Origin of the sequence: Pseudozobellia thermophila (assembly GCF_900141855.1) — a bacterium.
GTDB lineage: Bacteria > Bacteroidota > Bacteroidia > Flavobacteriales > Flavobacteriaceae > Pseudozobellia > Pseudozobellia thermophila.
Genome location: NZ_FQYU01000001.1, coordinates 21073 through 39917 on the forward strand (window position 1 = coordinate 21073; position 18845 = coordinate 39917).

17 protein-coding genes are annotated in these 18845 nt (G+C 47.7%); 9 read left to right on the plus strand and 8 right to left on the minus strand.

From position 1 onward, the window contains the following. The first annotated feature begins 59 nt into the window (after positions 1–59). The 7 genes from BUB37_RS00085 (at position 60) to BUB37_RS00115 (ending at position 5990) form a co-directional block, all read left to right on the plus strand. Complete coding sequence (locus BUB37_RS00085) at positions 60–299, plus strand: DUF1059 domain-containing protein (RefSeq protein WP_072986506.1); 240 nt, start codon at positions 60–62, stop codon at positions 297–299. A gap of 219 nt (positions 300–518) precedes the next feature. After that, positions 519–1832, plus strand: a complete 1314-nt coding sequence (locus tag BUB37_RS00090) for a gluconate:H+ symporter (protein ID WP_072986508.1) — start codon at positions 519–521, stop codon at positions 1830–1832. Between the two features lie 12 nt (positions 1833–1844). After that, positions 1845–2309, plus strand: a complete 465-nt coding sequence (locus BUB37_RS00095; RefSeq protein WP_072986510.1) for a RidA family protein — start codon at positions 1845–1847, stop codon at positions 2307–2309. Positions 2310–2312: 3 nt separating this feature from the next. After that, positions 2313–3428, plus strand: coding sequence for a D-TA family PLP-dependent enzyme (locus BUB37_RS00100; protein WP_072986512.1), 1116 nt, complete (start codon positions 2313–2315; stop codon positions 3426–3428). 2 nt (positions 3429–3430) lie between these two features. Next, positions 3431–4498 (plus strand): dipeptidase, encoded by a 1068-nt coding sequence (locus BUB37_RS00105; RefSeq protein WP_072989582.1) that lies wholly within the window; start codon positions 3431–3433, stop codon positions 4496–4498. Positions 4499–4530: 32 nt separating this feature from the next. Then, the gene (locus BUB37_RS00110) at positions 4531–5274 is read left to right on the plus strand and encodes an SGNH/GDSL hydrolase family protein (RefSeq protein ID WP_072986514.1); all 744 of its coding nucleotides are present in this window, start codon (positions 4531–4533) and stop codon (positions 5272–5274) included. A gap of 56 nt (positions 5275–5330) precedes the next feature. Then, positions 5331–5990 (plus strand): hypothetical protein, encoded by a 660-nt coding sequence (locus tag BUB37_RS00115; RefSeq protein WP_244526682.1) that lies wholly within the window; start codon positions 5331–5333, stop codon positions 5988–5990. Between the two features lie 6 nt (positions 5991–5996). On the opposite strand, the gene BUB37_RS00120 is transcribed toward BUB37_RS00115, so the two are convergent. Next, positions 5997–8180 carry an acylase gene (locus BUB37_RS00120; RefSeq protein WP_072986516.1) on the minus strand — a complete coding sequence of 728 codons (2184 nt, stop codon included), beginning with the start codon at positions 8178–8180 and terminating at the stop codon, positions 5997–5999. Between the two features lie 45 nt (positions 8181–8225). After that, complete coding sequence (locus tag BUB37_RS00125; protein ID WP_072986518.1) at positions 8226–9284, minus strand: TPM domain-containing protein; 1059 nt, start codon at positions 9282–9284, stop codon at positions 8226–8228. A gap of 133 nt (positions 9285–9417) precedes the next feature. Here BUB37_RS00125 and BUB37_RS00130 point away from each other — a divergent pair, with 133 nt between their 5' ends. Further along, complete coding sequence (locus BUB37_RS00130) at positions 9418–11157, plus strand: ABC transporter ATP-binding protein (RefSeq protein ID WP_072986520.1); 1740 nt, start codon at positions 9418–9420, stop codon at positions 11155–11157. Positions 11158–11246: 89 nt separating this feature from the next. Here BUB37_RS00130 and BUB37_RS00135 read toward each other — a convergent pair whose 3' ends face one another. The 5 genes from BUB37_RS00135 to BUB37_RS00155 all read right to left on the minus strand — a co-directional run bounded on the left by BUB37_RS00135 (position 11247) and on the right by BUB37_RS00155 (position 14559). Continuing rightward, positions 11247–11579, minus strand: coding sequence for a 2Fe-2S iron-sulfur cluster-binding family protein (locus tag BUB37_RS00135; RefSeq protein WP_072986522.1), 333 nt, complete (start codon positions 11577–11579; stop codon positions 11247–11249). A 46-nt stretch (positions 11580–11625) separates the two neighbouring features. Next, positions 11626–11994: a four helix bundle protein gene (locus BUB37_RS00140; protein ID WP_072986524.1), complete on the minus strand. Its 369-nt coding sequence runs from the start codon at positions 11992–11994 to the stop codon at positions 11626–11628. Positions 11995–12043: 49 nt separating this feature from the next. Then, on the minus strand, positions 12044–13102 hold the full coding sequence (locus tag BUB37_RS00145) for an NAD(P)/FAD-dependent oxidoreductase (RefSeq protein ID WP_072986526.1): 1059 nt from the start codon (positions 13100–13102) through the stop codon (positions 12044–12046). 72 nt (positions 13103–13174) lie between these two features. Further along, a complete protein-coding gene (locus BUB37_RS00150) occupies positions 13175–13414 on the minus strand; it encodes a NifU family protein (protein ID WP_072986528.1) in 240 nt (79 codons plus the stop codon). A gap of 2 nt (positions 13415–13416) precedes the next feature. After that, the gene (locus tag BUB37_RS00155; protein ID WP_072986530.1) at positions 13417–14559 is read right to left on the minus strand and encodes an Mrp/NBP35 family ATP-binding protein; all 1143 of its coding nucleotides are present in this window, start codon (positions 14557–14559) and stop codon (positions 13417–13419) included. A 282-nt stretch (positions 14560–14841) separates the two neighbouring features. Between BUB37_RS00155 and BUB37_RS00160 the strand changes: the two genes are divergently transcribed. Then, positions 14842–16149 (plus strand): Fic family protein, encoded by a 1308-nt coding sequence (locus tag BUB37_RS00160; RefSeq protein ID WP_072986532.1) that lies wholly within the window; start codon positions 14842–14844, stop codon positions 16147–16149. A gap of 272 nt (positions 16150–16421) precedes the next feature. On the opposite strand, the gene BUB37_RS00165 is transcribed toward BUB37_RS00160, so the two are convergent. Beyond that, on the minus strand, positions 16422–18821 hold the full coding sequence (locus BUB37_RS00165) for an ABC transporter permease (RefSeq protein WP_072986534.1): 2400 nt from the start codon (positions 18819–18821) through the stop codon (positions 16422–16424). Between the last annotated feature and the right edge of the window lie 24 nt (positions 18822–18845).

The window sequence follows — 18845 nt, forward strand, 5'->3', positions numbered from 1 at the left end:
TTTTAACTTGTATACCGCCGCTTAATCCAACGTCTAATCCGTAAAACAAATCCGGCGATATGAAAACAATGACCTGCAAACAACTGGGAGGGGCCTGCGACCATAAATTTTATGCCGACACCTTTGAGGAAATAGCCGAATTGAGTAAAAAACACGCAGCGGAAATGCTTGAAAAGGGAGACAAGGCGCATATGGAGGCCATGCGCGAAATGCGGGGACTCATGCTCTCGCCCGAAAACATGCAGCACTGGTTCGCGAACAAAAGGAAGGAGTTTGCCGACCTGCCCGACCATACCTAAAAAGGGCTTGCCCCTTTCCCTTTCTTCCCTTTAAGACCGTACCCAAACCGCCTGCGCCCCCTACACAACGGAAGGAACGGCCTATATTCCCAGCCATGGCCCATTTTCACTAAGGGCACATACGGAAAACCATTCAAAGGGGTTTATTTCCTTCGCCACAATGCCGAAAGGGATCTTTACAAAATTGTATATTTAACCAGTACTAGATAAAACCGACCTATGCCTCTTACCATTGTTATTGCCGGAATCGTTCTGCTTTTTATCCTCATCGCCCGTTTTAAACTCAATGCCTTTATCGCCTTTGTCATCGTCTCGCTCTTGGTGGGCGTTGCCGAGGGGATGGATTTTACCACCGTCTCCAAATCGATACAAAAAGGAATAGGCGACACATTGGGCTATCTGATCCTAATTTTAGGCCTAGGTGCCATGTTGGGCAAATTGGTGGCCGATAGCGGTGCGGCCCAGCGCATTACCACACAGCTCGTTAAAAAATTCGGAAAAAAGAACATTCAGTGGGCCGTGGTATTGACCGGCTTTATCGTAGGCATACCCATGTTCTATACCGTAGGCTTTGTCATTCTGGTTCCCCTGGTGTTCACGGTAGCCGCCGCAACGGGACTCCCCCTGATCTACGTTGGGCTGCCCATGCTGGCCTCCCTATCGGTAACCCATGGCTATTTGCCGCCGCACCCCGCCCCTACGGGCATTGCGATCATGTTCGGTGCCGATATCGGAAAAACACTTCTCTACGGCATCGTGGTGGCCATTCCCGCCATTGTGGTGGCCGGCCCCCTTTTTTCGCGGACCATAAAGAACATAGAGGCCACCCCGTTAAAGGAATTCCTCAATCCGACCGTATTGACCGAAGAGGAGATGCCGGGCACCTTAACCAGCATCTTTACGGCCTTGTTGCCCGTCATCCTTATCGGATTGGCATCGGCAACCGCCTTGATCCTTCCCGAAGGCAACATCATAAGAAAGACCACCGACATACTGGGCGACCCCGTCATCGCCATGCTCATTTCGGTACTTATCGCCATCTATACCCTGGGGCTGGCCCGGGGCAAAAAAATGGACGAGGTCATGAACTCCGTTTCCAGCGCCGTTTCGGGCATTACCATGGTCCTTTTGATCATAGCCGGCGCAGGGGCCCTCAAACAGGTGCTCATCGATAGTGGGGTAAGCGAATATATCGGCGATATGCTCAGGGGCTCCACGATTTCGCCCCTGCTCTTGGCCTGGTTGATCGCCACGGTAATCCGGGTCTGTGTGGGATCGGCAACGGTGGCCGGACTTACCGCTGCAGGTATTGCCGCCCCCCTGATCGGCAACGGGGTGAGTCCGGAGCTCATGGTGCTTGCCATAGGTTCGGGTAGCCTGATGCTTTCCCATGTGAACGACGGCGGCTTCTGGCTCTACAAGGAATATTTTAACCTATCGATCAAAGACACCCTGCGCACATGGACGGTTATGGAAACCACCGTAGGCGTCATGGGCCTTATCGGGGTTTTGATCTTGGATACATTCATATAAAACAAATTTTTTATGGGCAATTCACCCTCTGAACGAATCAAAGCACTGGGCTTGGAGCTTCCTCCCGCCCCGCCACCTGCCGGCCTGTACAAGCCGGTGCTGGTCGTAGACAAATTTCTGTACGTTTCGGGGCAAGGCCCCATGTTGGCCGATGGAAGCCTGATGAAGGGACGGGCGGGCGACGACATGTCGCTGGAGGAGGCCAAGTTGGGGGCAAGGCAGGTAGGCCTGACCATGATCTCGACCATACAGGCCCATTTTGGCGATTTAGATCGGATCAAAAGAATTGTAAAGACCCTGGGCATGGTCAATTCGGCCCCCGATTTCGGCGACCAACCTTTGGTCATTAACGGTTTTAGCGAACTCATGGCCGATATTTTCGGTCCCGACAACGGAGTCGGGGTGCGCAGCGCCGTAGGGATGATCCTGCCCGGGGGGATTCCTGTCGAAATCGAGGCCATGTTTGAACTGTACTGAGATATGGCTACAAATACTTCTTGGTACGCGTTAAAAAACACCGAAGGGGTAGTCTCCCCGGCTTTATTGGTCTACCCCGAACGCATCCGACAGAACATACAAACCATGCTGGGCATGTCGCAAGGTCCCGATTTTCTCAGGCCCCATGTAAAAACCCACAAAACGGCCGAGATCGTAAACCTGCAGTTGGAGCAAGGTATTTACAAGTTCAAATGCGCCACTATTGCCGAAGCCGAACTTTTGGCCCGATGCGGGGCCCCGGATGTATTGTTGGCCATGCAGCCGGTAGGTGCCAACATCGAACGCTTCCTTAAGTTGGTGGAAAACTACCCCAAAACCCAATTCTCGGCCTTGGTAGACCATCCGATTATCGTGGAACGGATGGGAAGGCGGGCCCGTGAAAAGAACCGCCCCGTTTCCCTTTGGATGGACATCAATACCGGAATGGACCGTACCGGCATCCTACCCGACGAAACGGGCATCGAACTCTACCGTAAGATGCATGCCCATAGCCATATCGAGGCAATGGGGCTCCACACCTACGACGGCCATATCGGAAACACCGATGTGGCAAGGCGCGAAGAGGAATGCCAAAAGGCTTTTGACCTTGTGCTGGCACTTAGGGACACCTTGGCGGCCGAGGGCATAGAGGTACCGAATGTGGTGGCCGGCGGATCGCCTACCTTTCCGTTCCACGCCCGACGGGAAGGGGTCGAGGCCAGTCCCGGAACCACCTTGCTTTGGGATGCGGGCTATGCCCGCCTTTATCCCGAAATGGATTTTCTACCGGCCGCCGTACTTTTTACCCGGATTATCAGTAAACCGGCCAAAGGAATACTCTGTACCGACCTCGGCCATAAGTCGATCGCGCCCGAAATGCCCTTTCCGCGGGTCAGGTTCCTTGATAAGGCCGACTGGCAACAAAAAGGACAGAGCGAAGAGCACTTTGTCATCGAATGCGAAAACAGCGATAAGTATCCCATAGGCGATACGGCCTATGCCCTGCCCGTACACATATGCCCGACAGTGGCCAAATACGCCCGGCTTCAGGTAGTTTCCGAAGGCGAGATCGTCGATACTTGGGAAGTGGCCGCCCGCGACCAAACCTTAACCCTATGACCATGTTTATTTTTGATGCCCATTTAGACCTCGCCATGAACGCCATGGAATGGAACCGCGACCTGACCTGGTCCGTTGCCGATATCCGAAAAAGCGAACAGGGCATGACCGATAAACCCGATCGGGGCCGAAATACCGTTTCCTTCGATGCCATGCGCGCCGGAAATATCGGACTCTGCGTGGCTACCCAGATAGCCCGTTACGTAAAAAAGGGGAACCCCCTTCCTGGGTGGCGATCTCCACAACAGGCATGGGCACAGACCCAAGGCCAACTGGCCTGGTACCGCAGCATGGAAGATGCCGGGGAATTGGCCCCGATCACGAACAAAAAACAACTCGAGGCCCATGTAAACCTTTGGAAGACCGAAGGGGGCAAAAAGCCGATCGGCTATATCTTAAGCTTGGAAGGGGCCGACTCCATAGTTACCTTGGATTACCTTGAAAAATCGTTCGAGGCCGGACTCCGGGCCATCGGACCGGCGCATTACGGACCCGGCACCTATGCCTTCGGAACCGATTCTTCAGGAGGCATAGGAAACAAGGGCAGGGCCTTGTTAAGGGAAATGGAACGCCTTGGGCTCATTTTGGACGCCACCCACCTCTGTGACCCAAGTTTTTGGGAGGCCCTAGACCATTTCAAGGGTCCGGTCTGGGCGAGCCACAACAACTGCCGCGCCCTGGTCGACCACAACCGTCAATTTTCCGACGAACAGATAAAGGCCCTGATCGAAAGGGATGCCGTGATCGGTATGGCCATGGATGCCTGGATGATGGTACCCCATTGGGTGCGGGGCAAATCGACCCCACAGGCGATGAACTGTTCGCTGGAGCAGACCCTGGACAACATCGACCATATCTGCCAGATCGCCGGAAACGCCGACCATGTCGGCATCGGCACCGACCTGGACGGCGGTTTTGGCACTGAACAATGCCCGTACGACATCGACACCATTGCCGACCTTCAAAAGATTCCCCATCTCTTAAGGACGCGGGGCTACACCCAAGACGACATCGAAAAGATCATGAATTTGAATTTTTTAAATTTTCTCAGAAGAACCTGGAAACACTAGCTTTTTAAGAATATTACCAATAAGTTTATGGCATGAATCGAAGACAGTTCATCAACCATACTGCACTTGCCCTGGTCGCAAGCCACCTGATCGCCTGCTCCAACGAAAAGAAATTCAAGCTAAAAAAAGACATGGTCATCGGTTGCTTTGGCGATAGCATTACCCATGCAGGGGGCCGTGGTTATGTGGAAATGCTCCAAGCTAAATTTGACAAGGAGCGGCCCGACCTGAACTTACGGTTCTTAAATTTCGGAAAAAGCAGCGAGACCGTTACGGGACTTACCGAAGAGGACCACCCCGGACCAAGGCCCTATCTCTTTGAACGGCTAGACGAGATCCTTGCCACCAACAAAATCGACCTGGCCCTCTTCTGTTACGGAATCAATTGCGGCATTTACGGGAAGCCTTCCGAAAAATTGCTCAAAAGCTTTAAGATCGGGGTCTACTCCTTCTTGGAAAAACTGAGGCAAAAGCAAATAGGGGCCATTCTTCTGACCCCACCACCATTGGCCTTGGAGGCCGCACCCTTGCCCCATCTTTCCGATGACGTTCCGTACGGGTACAAAAACCCCTATCCAAAATACGAGACCGAGGTTTTAATGAAGTTCAAGGAGATCGTACTTACCATGCAACACCCGGTTTCCAAACTCGAAATCGACATTCACACCCCTTTACTTGAAAAACAGCAGGTGTGCTACGACTCCGACCCCATACACCCCAATCCGATCGGGCACCAATTGATGGCGGATACGATTTTCCGCAGTTTAACGTTTTAACATTGCGTTAAGTCCCCATGGCAGGGTATTTGCTATCTTTACTTTTCAACAGAACCATGTTCAGGAAATCGATATCCATAACGTGTATGTGCTGCTTGCTGTCCTTTATAGGCACGGCCCAGACCGATATTCCCGTTCAAAAAGAGTTGAAAATCGACGCCGCCAATAAGATAGACGACACGAAACAGCCCGATCAGGGCACGTCGTTGAAAATACCTTCGGTAGTCGACAACAACCCGGAAGTAAATATGGACATGAATACCAGGAACCCGGTCAAGATGATAGACGACCGTAATCTGGTACAGGCGGGATACGGTATGAAAATCGACCCAAAAGCCGGCCCCAGGGAACCTAAGGAAGGCTCAAAACAGCATTTCGCCGATATGTATCTGGGCGATGTAAAGAGCAATGGCAAATTTGTAGGGATTGTATGCCGCGACCACGAATACGTCGACGGCGACCGGGTCAAAATCTATGTCAACGACAAGGTATTGGATCCCAACATCCTGTTGACCGGAAGCTTTAAGGGCATAAACGTAGACTTGGAAGAAGGCTTTAACCGAATCGACTTCGAGGCACTGAACGTCGGCTCTTCGCCACCCAATACGGCCCAAGTGGACGTCTATGACGACCAAGGCGTATTGATCTATTCGAACAAATGGTTGTTGTCGACCGGATCGAAGGCCACCCTGATCATCACCAAGGAAAAAGAATAAAACGGTCTATTCCCTAGCGCCTGGATTGTAGATTTCAACGGCCCGTTTTAATACATCTTCGCGATAATAAGCCGCATCCTTCCAATCCACATCGATGTATTTTTGAATCTGATCATTAAAATGTGGTGATTTGGGATCTCCACTTTGTCCTCCTGCCAGAATAGTCTTTGCCTTTACCTTATCACCAAACTCAACGGCCGCCACAAAGCTATTGCCCCTGGTACCGTATATCTTTTTGGTGCCGGGTGCCGCATATCTTGCCCCATATGCCGCCAAAGCCCCCCAGGTACCCGAAGCAAAGCCGACTCCCACACTGGGCAAACTATCGTTAAAGGCCTGTTTTATATCACCGTTTAACCTTTGATACCTATTTACTTCTCCCCATGGAAGTTTCCATGAACCAAAATCGGCTTCCAATTTACGTACAACTTCCTCGAACAAATCAAGTTTTTCGGTATCGGGCGAATCGCTTCCCCAAAATTCTATCAACTCCATACTATTTAGCCCCTCCGGTCTTTTTGCCTTTTGGTAACTAATCGTACCGTAAAAATGGGCGAGGGTCATGGCTACGGACGCTTTCGATGTTCTATAATCCCATCCGCGCAACACCTCAACAGGTTCTTTTAGCTTTGGTTTCTGATGGGCGTCGTAGGCTTTTATCAACCCAGGAATCAAGGCTTCAAAGGCAGGCAAGTAGGGGTCGTGGGCCAATTGTATCAAACTGTCCAATGTATATCCTTGCCTATCGGTCAATAAGGCTATGGCATGTACGCCCCTAAAATTCTCTTGGTCACGGGACATGTAATACGGGTAGTCCTCTTTCTTGGGACTAAACTCCGCTGCCGAGGTAAACGGTGTGGAATTGCAGTTTTGGATCCAACCGTTTTCCGGATTCAATACCAAAATATTCTCATCCACGGTATGCAGTCCTTGCCAATCGGTTCTTGGGTCGCTGCCGTCCACTGGCTCCGCATAGTTAAACTGCACATCGCGTTTAGGGACAAAATTACCATGAAAGTAGGCAATGTTGCCCTCGGCATCTGCATATACCGTATTATTGGAAGAGTTTGTCCTCATATCCATCATGTCCCTAAAACCTTTATACCCATCTTGCTTGGTTCTGATATAGGATTGTTCCAGTGCCTTTACCGGTTCCCACATCATGGCGGAGGCCGTCCATTGGCCGTCCTCTAGATGGGTAATGGGGCCATGGTGGGTTCGGTAAGCGGGAAAGGATTTTTCCTTTAAGGAATCCCCTTCCTTATACTTTAAGACAATTTCATATGATTCTACTTCGCGCAATTCCTCTCCATATTGGTAGAATAGCCTGTCATCCTTTTTTACTATGGTTTCCTTAAACTCGTCCATGACATCGGTATAGGTAGAGGTATGCATCCAGCCGGTCTTTTCATTAAACCCTTGATACACAAAAAACTGCCCCCAGGTAACCGCACCATAGGCATTTAATCCCTCTTCGCTTACCACATGTACCTCGCCCCTAAAATAGAACGAAGTATGCGGATTGATCAGCAACATGGCATGGCCCGATTGCGTTAGTTTTCCCGAAATGGCAATACCGTTAGAACCCTGGGGTTCTGCCATTTCCTCTTTTTTCTTCATTTCCAAAAGCTCCATTTCGGGCAGCTCCATTCCACTTTCGTAAAAAGCCTGTATTTTTTTTGTAGCTATTCTTTCAATATCCCCACCAATACTGCCTTCGCTAAAGTACATGGGCATCCAAGGCTCAAAACGGTCCAATAATCTAGGTTTTACCTCCGGGTGGGTGTGCAAATAATAATTTATGCCGTCGGCAAAGGCATCACAAAGCTCCTGTAACCATTGGGGACTTTTTTCATAATTGGCTTTCGCCTCTTCCTCGGTCATAAACAATTTGGCCCTTAGATCGCTGTAAATTGCTTCTTCCCCTTCTACCTCTGCCAATCTTCCGGTAGCCCATATATAATTTTGCTCCACCCTGTTAAAGTCGTCTTCGCATTGGGCATACAAGAGGCCGAATACGGCATCGGCATCCGTTTTGCCGTAGATATGCGGCACCCCAAAATCATCTCGAACAATCTCGACGTTAGACGCCCGGGCCTTCCATTGTTCCACTTCCGAGGTAACCTTATCGGTTTCGGACTTACAGGCGATTATCGACAAAAGACATAAGAGGTATAGAAAAGGCTTCATCCAAATGGTTTTAGGAGGTATGAAGTTACACTTTTGCGCTTGGTTTTACCAACTTCCACTGGCCCCTCCTCCCCCGGAACTTCCGCCCCCTCCGGAAAAGGAACTGGAACCTCCACCTGAAGAGCCGCTTCCGGAACCAAAGGAATGGGTTCCCGTAGAAGAGAATGTCTTTCTTATATAGGTCTTGTCATTTTTGATCCATGATATGCTAAAATCTTCCTTACCCCGCAATTGTATCTTTACAAAGGCGATACAAGCGGCTATCCCAAAAAAGGACACTAGCCCCCACAACCAAGCGTACGGAGTGTCGGCAACCCCTATTACCGCGTTCACCAGATTGCTTTCGGAAGCGAAGACACTTTGAATAATGCCGAACGGAGCAACAACAAAAACCAACCCGAAAATCGAGGGCAAGGCATTCGAAACGAGCATAAACAAACCCGGCAACACCCCTAGCTTGCCCACGAACATCCCCCTAAACACTTCTATCAGCACGCGGTAACTTCTATAGAAGAAAAAACCGCCTGCCCCTGCAAAAACCAAGGTAAACAGTCCGGTAAAGATATACCCGACAATATCCCCGCTGCGTTTGCTTGCGGTTATGTCACTTTTAAATTCGGCCAAAGCCTCCGGATCGTTCAAAAATTTTATGACTTGATCTATGGCGGCATCTATGCCTTCGTAATAGCGCTCTTCCTTAAAAAGGGGTATCATGGTATTTCTGATTATCCTCGAAGCCACGGCATCCGTTATATAGGGCTCGAGGCCATAGCCTACCTCTATACGCACTTCCCTGTCCAATTCCGAGAACAAAATGAGGAGTCCGTTGTCCTTTTCTTTATCGCCAATGCCATTTTGGTTAAAAAGACCGTTGGCATAGGTCTCGATCGTCTCAAAACCCAGCTGTTCAATGGTAACGACCACCAATTGGTTCGTTGTTTTGCTTTCAAAATCGACAAGCTTTTGGTTCATGGCCAGTACTTGCCCCTTGGAAAATACACGGGCGCTATCGGTAACAAAATCGCGTAGCTCGTAATACTGTCCTTGCGCATGGGCACACAAAAAGCTCAGGACAAAAAGAAGGGTAAAGGTTTTTTTGCGCATTGTGGTATCTCTGGTATGTTCCCCAAATATAAAAAACCCTTTAACAGCACATCGGATCCTGATTAAAACTACCGGAAGAAACTTTTGGTTCCTTAGATTTAAAGTAACTTGCACCTTTATTATCCATTACCCTATGTCTGAAAAAAAAGTCAGTATCCTTACCGCGTTCAAGACCATTATTTGGCCCAGACGAAAGCTTGTCTTAATCGGACTGCTATTGATCGTCATTAGCAAGGCGGCCAGTTTTGTGGCCCCTGTATCGCTTCGTTATTTTTTAGACGACATCGTGCCCAATAAAGATTACGACCTTTTAAAGGTATTGGTAGCCGTTGTTATTTTGGCTTTTTTGGTGCAATCGGTAATGTCCTTTCTCTTGACAAAGGTGCTGAGCATACAGGCCCAATACATGATTTCCGAACTCAGGGCCCAGGTACAGAAACAGGTACTCTCCCTTCCGATCCGCTTTTTCGACAATACAAAATCAGGGGCCCTGGTCTCGAGGATCATGAGCGACGTGGAGGGCGTCCGCAACCTGATCGGCACCGGCCTCGTTCAACTGGTCGGAGGCACGCTGACCGCCGTGGGATCGATGGTATTGTTGCTGCGCATTAGCCCTTCTATGACCTTAATGACCTTTATACCCCTCCTATTGTTCGCCTTTATCGCCCTAAAGGCCTTTAAGATCATACGCCCCGTATTTAGGGAACGGGGAAAGATCAATGCCGAGGTAAAAGGCCGTTTAACCGAAACGCTGGGGGGCATTCGTGTTATAAAGGGCTTCAATGCCGAGGAACAAGAAGCAAAGGTTTTTGAAGAAGGCGTGGAAAGACTCTATAAAAATGTAAAAAAGAGCTTGACCGCAACGGCCATTATGACCAGTTCATCCACTTTTTTGTTGGGACTTGCCACTACCGGCATCATGATGGGATTTGGCGGGTACAAGATGATGCAGGGCGAACTGACGACCGGTGAATACTTTCAGTTCACCTTTCTATTGGCCCTTATGGTAGCGCCGATCGTACAAATGAGCAACATCGGGAGCCAATTGACCGAAGCCTTGGCGGGACTCGACCGTACCGAAGAGCTCATGAACCAAACCTCGGAAGCGGACGAAAAAGATCGGACCATTGTTCTTACCGACCTTAAGGGCAATGTGAGCTTTAAGGAAGTCTCCTTTGCCTATGAGGAAGACAAGGAGGTATTGCACAACATCAGTTTTGATGTAAAGGCAGGCGAGGTGATAGCCTTGGTAGGAAGCTCGGGATCCGGCAAATCTACCATTGCCGGCCTGGCCGCCAGTTTTTTGAACCCCGACAGCGGGCAGATCCTTATCGACGGAAACGACCTTGCCAAGGTAGACCTTACCAGTTTTAGGCAGTTTTTGGGCGTCGTCTTGCAAGACGACTTCCTTTTCGAAGGGACCATAAGGGAAAACATATTGTTTCCACGGCCCGATGCCACTGAAGAAGAACTACAGGCAGCGGTAAAGGCCGCCTATGTCGACGAATTTACCGATCGCTTCGAAGACGGATTGGACACCTTGATCGGGGAGCGGGGCGTAAAACTTTCAGGCGGACAACGCCAGCGTATCGCCATTGCCCGGGCCGTTTTGGCCGACCCCAAAATTTTGATTTTGGACGAGGCCACATCGAATCTCGATACCGAAAGCGAAGCCTTGATCCAAAAGAGTTTGGCCACTTTAACGGAGGGAAGGACGACCTTCGTCATTGCGCACCGACTAAGCACCATTAGAAAGGCCAATCAAATCTTGGTAATTGAGAGTGGACGTATTGCGGAACAAGGTACACACGAAGAACTAATAGCCAAAGAAGGCAGGTACTACAACCTATTCACCTACCAGGCACGAATATAGCAGGTAGCCCATAACGGATCTGGAATTGGATTGCCGAACAACCTATAAAGAACTTACGCATTCTTTATGGAACCGAAACAATACCGACCTTAAAGTTCTTCCGGGGCCAGCTCTACCTCGAGTCCGTCCATTTCTTCCGAAATATGTAACTGACAACCCAAACGGCTATTTTCCTTTACATTAAAGGCCTCGGCAAGCATTGCTTCCTCGTCATCCGACTTTTCGGGAAGCTCATGGTCCGATAAAATATAACACTGGCAAGAAGCGCACATGGCCATACCGCCACAGATACCTATGGTACCTTCGGGAGCCAATTCGTACGAGCGAACCACCTCCATGAGGTTCATGTTCATATCGGTCGGGGCGTCGACCTCATGGGCAACACCATCCCGGTCGGTAATTTTTATTTTTATATCACTCATTGACAAGGGAATTAGTAGTAAGTAGTTAGTAGTTAGGAGTTAGGAATTAGGAGTTAGTTGATTTGCTTCGGGTCATTGATTGTATGAGACCGAAAAGCATTTTAGAAATTTCGTTTGATTGTTCAATTAATTTGGATGTCTCTTCAGAGCCCAAAAAATTCAGTCTTTTTGATAAATATAGCATTGACCTTACCTCACTATTTGAGCTTGTTGCAAAATATAAAAATCTAATGAAATCAGGGTTCGTACTTCGGTCAAAACCTTCAGCTATATTATTGGAAATAGATATGGAAGCTCTTAGGATTTGGTCTTTAAAGGAGTAATCTCTAGAATCGGAAAAATTTTGATAAATCGCTACAGCAAAATCTTGTGCTTTTTGCCACACCAATAAATCCTCAAATTTTTTAACAGCCATTATTTCGGTTACGCTAGTTATATTTTCCTAACACCTAACACCTAAGTCCTTAATTTATACTTTTAACAACCGCCTTTGGCGCTTCTTTTTTACTACCGTCGAAACCGGTGACCCCGCCAACGGTCGTGTATTTCATCACATACTTTTTATCGGGGTAAATACGTTGATAGGCACTTTGACACATCAGTGTGGCTTCGTGAAAGCCACAAAGGATCAGTTTCAACTTTCCGGGATAGGTGTTGACGTCGCCTATGGCGTAAATACCCGGTACGTTGGTCTGATAATCGAAGGTGTCTACCTTTATCGCGTTTTTCTCGATCTCGAGCCCCCAATCGGCAATGGGCCCCAATTTTGGGGAGAGTCCAAAAAGCGGTACAAAATTATCGACTTCCAGGGTAACAACCTCATCAGGATTTGTTGTTTTTCTGACAGAAACGGCTTCCAAGGTGTCTTCGCCGTGCAATCCGACGATTTCGGCGGGTGTAATCAAATTGATCTTCCCTTCGTTTTTAAGCTGCTGTACTTTTTCAACCGAATCCAGGGCTCCCCGGAATTCGTTTCTCCGGTGGACCAAGGTAACCTCTGAGGCCACATCGGCCAAAAAGATACTCCAGTCAAGTGCAGAATCGCCCCCTCCGGCAATAACCACCCTTTTATTGCGGTATACTTCGGGGTCTTTGATCATATAGGCGACCCCATTGTCCTCGTATTTCCGTAGGTTGTCGAGCAAGGGCTTTCGCGGCTCGAAACTTCCCAGCCCACCGGCTATCGCCACTATGGGAGCTTGGTGCTTGGTCCCCTTGTTGGTCGTAACGACAAAGGATCCGTCATCGAGCTTTTCAATGGTCTCCGCCCTTTCGCCCAGGGTAAACCCCGGTTGAAAGGGTTCGATCTGTTTCATTAGGTTGTCGACCAGGTCACCGGCCAACACTTCGGGAAAACCGGGAATATCGTAAATGGGTTTTTTAGGATAGATTTCGGAACACTGTCCGCCCGCTTGGGGCAGGGCATCTATTAAATGACATTTGAGCTGTAACAGGCCTGCCTCAAAAACGGCAAAAAGCCCTGTTGGGCCAGCTCCAATAATCAATATATCTGTTTTGATCATCGGGATTACATTAAAAATTGGCGTAAAATTAAGGTTAACGGGTCGGCAAGAACATGATATAAATCAGGGCAATCACCCAATGTTTATTACCTCCTCAATTTGGGGGGCATACTTCTTTATGGTCATTTCCACCCCACTTTTCAAGGTCATTTGGTTAACACTGCAGCCCACACAGGCCCCCTCGAGCTTCACCTTAACGGAATTCTCGTTATCAATTGAAATCAACGATATATCCCCACCATCACTCTGCAAGAACGGCCGGATTTCTTCCAAGGCCTTTTCTACTTTCTGTTTTAATTCTTCCGATGCCATAGTTACTTTTTCTTAACGGCGGAACAGCCCGCCATAGTTGTTATTTTGATCGCCTCGGTGGGCGGCAGGCTCTTGTTGCGCCTCACCACTTCCTGCACCACGTTCTTGGTCAATTCCTCGAAGGCCCTTTCTACAGGGGTTGCCGTCTGTAAAGCCGCCGGACGCCCTACATCACCAGCTTCGCGGATACTCTGTACCAAGGGTATTTCCCCTAAGAACGGTACACCAAGGTCTTCCGATAAATATTTGGCCCCTTCTTTCCCAAAGATATAATATTTGTTGTCGGGAAGCTCTTCGGGGGTAAAATAAGCCATATTCTCTACAATTCCCAATACAGGTACATTGATGGACTCTTGCTGAAACATGGCCACTCCTTTTTTGGCGTCGGCCAGGGCCACTTCTTGGGGTGTACTGACCACTACGGCCCCGGTAATGGGCATGGCCTGCATAATACTCAGGTGAATATCACCGGTACCCGGAGGCAGGTCTACCAACAAAAAGTCGAGCTCGCCCCAATTGGCGTCGAAGATCATTTGGTTCAAGGCCTTGGAAGCCATGGGGCCCCGCCATATGACGGCCTGGTTCGGCTGGGTAAAAAACCCGATGGAAAGCATTTTTACCCCATAATTTTCAACGGGGGCCATTTTCGATTTCCCATCCACATTGACCGCCAAGGGCTTTTTGTCGGCCACGTCGAACATAATCGGCATGGAAGGACCGTAAATATCGGCGTCGAGAAGGCCCACCTTAAAGCCCATTTTCGCCAAGGTTACCGCCAAGTTGGCCGTTACCGTAGATTTACCCACTCCGCCTTTCCCCGAGGCGACGGCCACAATATTTTGAATGCCCGGAATAGGCTTGCCTTTAATCTCGTTCACTTTCGGCTTGGCCGCAGGGGCATCGACCTTGATGTTGACCTTTACCTTCGCCTTTTCGTAAACCTCTTTATGAACAATTTTCAAAATCTCGACCTCGGTCTTCTTACGGGCCTGAAGACTCGGATTGGAAATGGTAAGGTCGACCTCGACCTCATCGCCAAAAACCTGCACGTTCTTGACCGCCCCGCTTTCGACCATGTTTTGGCCTTCGCCCGGCACCGTAATATGTTCTAAAGCCTTTAAAACTTTGTTCTTGTCTATCTTCATTATATAAAATCATTCTAAAGAACAAAGATAGTCCATAAGGGCAAGAAACTAAAGCCTTTGTATTGAAATGTAGTATGGGTCGATAGGTATTGATGATCAAGGTTTCCCTAATTCATGGAAGAGGCGATTTTTTCGGTTTAGGTTATTGGCTGGATTGACAAGGAAAAAGAATCCGTTTTTTGCAATTTGTCCTAATTTTTGTAAAATTTACAAATAATTACATATATTTGAATTAAATCAATTTATCCTAATATTTCAAAAATTAGGATATTTATTAAAGCTATGATTGAAAAGGCACCCTTATTCATACCAAGTTCAGATATTGAAAAGCAGCGGGAATCCTTATTCTTGTTAAAGACCCAACACCCTTTTCCAACAATCGAAAAAGAATATCTATACTGGGACAAAATAAAGTATTTGGAAAGTTCAAAATTTTCTAAGAACACCTTATGGTTTAACACAAAATGGAAGAGAAGTATCACTCAAAATCGCCTCCAATTAGGAGTTTCAAATTATGCAATCAAATACACGCATAATGTAAATGAGTACCTCCAACAAAAACTCCACTACTTGGATTTCAATTTCGGGGCAGGTCTTCAAAAGGAAAAACTGCTTTCTGATTTAGACAAGGAGCAATATCTTAATAATGCCCTTATGGAGGAATCTATTTTTTCCTCTATGGTAGAAGGCGCTACGACTACTCGTGTCAAAGCCAAAGAAATGCTTCGAAAAAAGAAAAAGCCAAAAAATAAATCGGAGCAAATGATCCTTAATAATTACCAGGCCATTCAATTTATTAGCGAAAATCAAGAGGAAGATTTATCCATTGATAAGTTGCTCGAAATTCACCGACTAGTAACCCATAATACTTTAGAGGATGATAATATAGGTGTCTTTCGAACGTCCGATGATGTCCATGTAATGAACCACATTACTGGTGAAATTATCCATACTCCACCAAAATTTAAAGAACTTCATGAGCTAATGCAATCGTTCTGTGAATTCTTTAACTCTAACCCTAAAGAGAACTTTGTTCACCCTATCGTTAAGGCCTCCATTCTTCATTTTCTAATCGGTTATATACACCCTTTCGTAGATGGAAACGGAAGAACAGCTCGTGCCATATTTTACTGGTATCTTTTGAAAAACGGTTATTGGCTGGCTGAATATCTTTCTATTTCAAGGGTAATTATGAAGTCGAAAGTACAATATGAAAAAGCCTATATCTACACGGAAATTGACGATATGGACGTAACATATTTTGTCCACTACCAAGTAAAGGTGCTTACTCAGGCTTTTGAAGATTTAAAAAAATACGTTGCCAAAAAGAAAAAAGAAAAGCTGAATTTTTCCAAATTTTTAAAAATCGATGGCATTAACGAACGACAGGCCCAAATACTATTTTGGATTGAAAAAGATAAAAATCGTGCTTTTACCGTTAAAGAAATACAAACTATTTTTTCAATTACTAATCAAACGGCCCGAACCGATTTGGAAGGACTGGTTTCACGGGAATTTCTTAAAAAAGTGCCCATTGATAAAAAATCGTCCAACTATTGGAAAGGTAACCGGTTCGAATCACTGACCTAAAAAAAGTACATTGCGCCATTCTCCATGCTCCATATTAACCATTAACAATCCGGTTGATATTGGCCGTGTCCTTCTTCGGACTGGATCAGTAATCCCTAGGCAGAGAAGGCACCCTTCCTTACTGCATACTGATAATTGCTAATTGCAAACTGCCTACTGCCTACTGCCTACTGCCCACTGATAATTGTTAATTGCAAACTGCCCACTGCCTACTGCACACTGCACACTGCCAACTGCCAACTGCCAACTGCCAATTGTTAATTGTCCAATGTTCACTCCGTCCTAAGGCTCTTGACAGGATTTTTATTGGCCGCCTTGATGGCCTGAAAGCTGACCGTTAGGATGGTAATGGCCAAGGCCCCGACGACGGCCAGGAGAAAGATCCACCATTCCAAGATCACGCGATACGGATACTCCTGCAACCAGCCGTTCATGACATAGTAGGAAATGGGAATGGCGATAAAGCATGAAATTAAGACCAACTTTAAAAAATCTTTCGAAAGCATGTTCCAGACATTAAAGGTAGAGGCCCCCAATACTTTACGCACGCCTATTTCCTTTTGGCGTTGCTCGGCCACAAAGGAGGTGAGCCCGAAGAGTCCGAGGCAACTGATCAAAATCGCCAAGGCGGTAAAAACGGCCGAAAGGGTGCCTATTCGTTCCTCGGCGGCGAATTTCTCCCCGTATTCCGAATCGACAAAGTCGTACTGAAAGGGAATATCGGGAAAGTGTTCTTTAAAGACCCTTTCTATCGTGGAAATATTTTCATTGGCACTTTGATCGGGATTGAGCCGTAAATTGTAAAAACTGGTGTTGCCGTGTTTGTCATAGGCATAAATACCTTGTTTTACGGGTTCGTACGGCGATTGTGTAATCATGTCCTGTACCACACCGATTATTTTTAAGGGAGGAAAGGGGTCCTCAATATCGTCATCTGTAATGAACTTGCCAATCGGGTCGGTGAGTCCCATGTATTTCATGGCCGTTTCATTGATAAGAACGGCATTGGAATCGCTGGCGAACTCCCTTGAAAAGTCCCGTCCCTTTACTATCTTGAGATTCAGCGATTTCGCGTACTCGGGCGTTACTTCCGTCCAGGCCAGGTCTTCCTGAAATCCTTCGGGCTTGCCCTCCCAATTGTAACCACCCCTGTTCGACCATATTTCGGTGGTCGGACTACTCGACCCCGACATCTCGACCACCGCACCCGAAGCCAGGAACTCGTTTCGCAGCAAGTCGTATTTGCCGTCAAAATCACGGCTCATCACCGGTATCTGTACCAGCCCTTCCTTATCGTAGCCCACGGGACGGTTCTTGGCATGGTTGATCTGTTGCATAACGATGACCGTGCCGATAATAAATGCCACAGAGACCGTAAATTGGAGCACTACCAAAATCTTTCGTGGCAAACCCGCGTATTTTCCGGTGACCATGGTGCCCTTAAGCACGTCTACCGGCCTGAAGGAAGAGAGGTAGAGGGCAGGATAGCTTCCGGCAAGCAGGGAGGTAAAGAGAACGAACAGCAAGGAGGTGCCCCAAAAAACCGGGTTGTCCCACGGGAACTCAATTTCCTTTCGGGCCAAATCGTTAAATGCGTTCAAGGAGAGCAGTACGATCAGCACCGCCCAACCATAGGCGAACAGGACCACCAAAAACGACTCGCTCAAAAATTGATAGATCAACTGCTTGCGCTGGGAACCAATGGATTTTCGGATCCCTACCTCCTTGGCGCGCTTTTCCGACCTGGCCGTACTCAAGTTCATAAAATTGATGCAGGCCAACAAGAGGACGAAGGCGCCGATAATACCGAACAACCATACGTATTTGATCCGTCCGCCCGACTGTTTGCCGTTTTCGAAATTGTTGCGCAGGTACCAATCCTTCATCGGCAACAAGAACAATTGCGGATTGAACTCGGCCGTTTCCTCGTTCAGGTCTTTCTTGACATCCTTAATGGTTTCCGTCACCTTTTCCATACTGGTATTATCGGCAATCTGGACGAACATTTGAAAGGAGTTGTTGCCCCATTGGTCTTCCGCATTTTTGATCCACTCAAAAAGGGAAAGGTATTTCTCCCAAGGCATGATGTATTCGAGGTCGTTGAAGGAATTGTTCACCGGTATATCCTCGTAGACGGCGGTCACTTCCATGTCGTATTGGCTATTGGCCTTGACTACCTTTCCTATGGGGTCTTCGTCCCCAAAAAGCGCATGGGCCACCGACTCGGAAAGCATAATGGAATTGATTTTTCGCAATCCGTTTTTTTCTCCCTTCAATATATTGAGGCCAAGAAGCTCGGGAGCCTCTTCCTGCATAAAATTCCCTCTTCTCGAAAGGCTTTTCTCTTTGTAGTTCAGGTATACGGCATTGTTCCAAGACGACATGACCAAATGCTTGAAATTGTCGGCGTAACCTTCCCTCAGCCCCATTTCCAAGGGGCGGGGTATGGCGGGCCCGGTACTGGTTTCACCGTTCAGGGTCTGCGACTGAAAGACCTGTGCGATACGCTCCTTTTTGCTAAAATAATCGTTGTGCGATAACTCATCGTTGATCCAAAGACCAATGATAAGGGCAACGGCCATACCGAGGGCCAAACCTCCGATGTTGATAACGGAATACCCTTTGTTCTTTAAGAGGTTTCTCCAAGCGACCTTTAAGTAGTTTCTATACATGGTTTTTGTTTCTTAATTGATGTG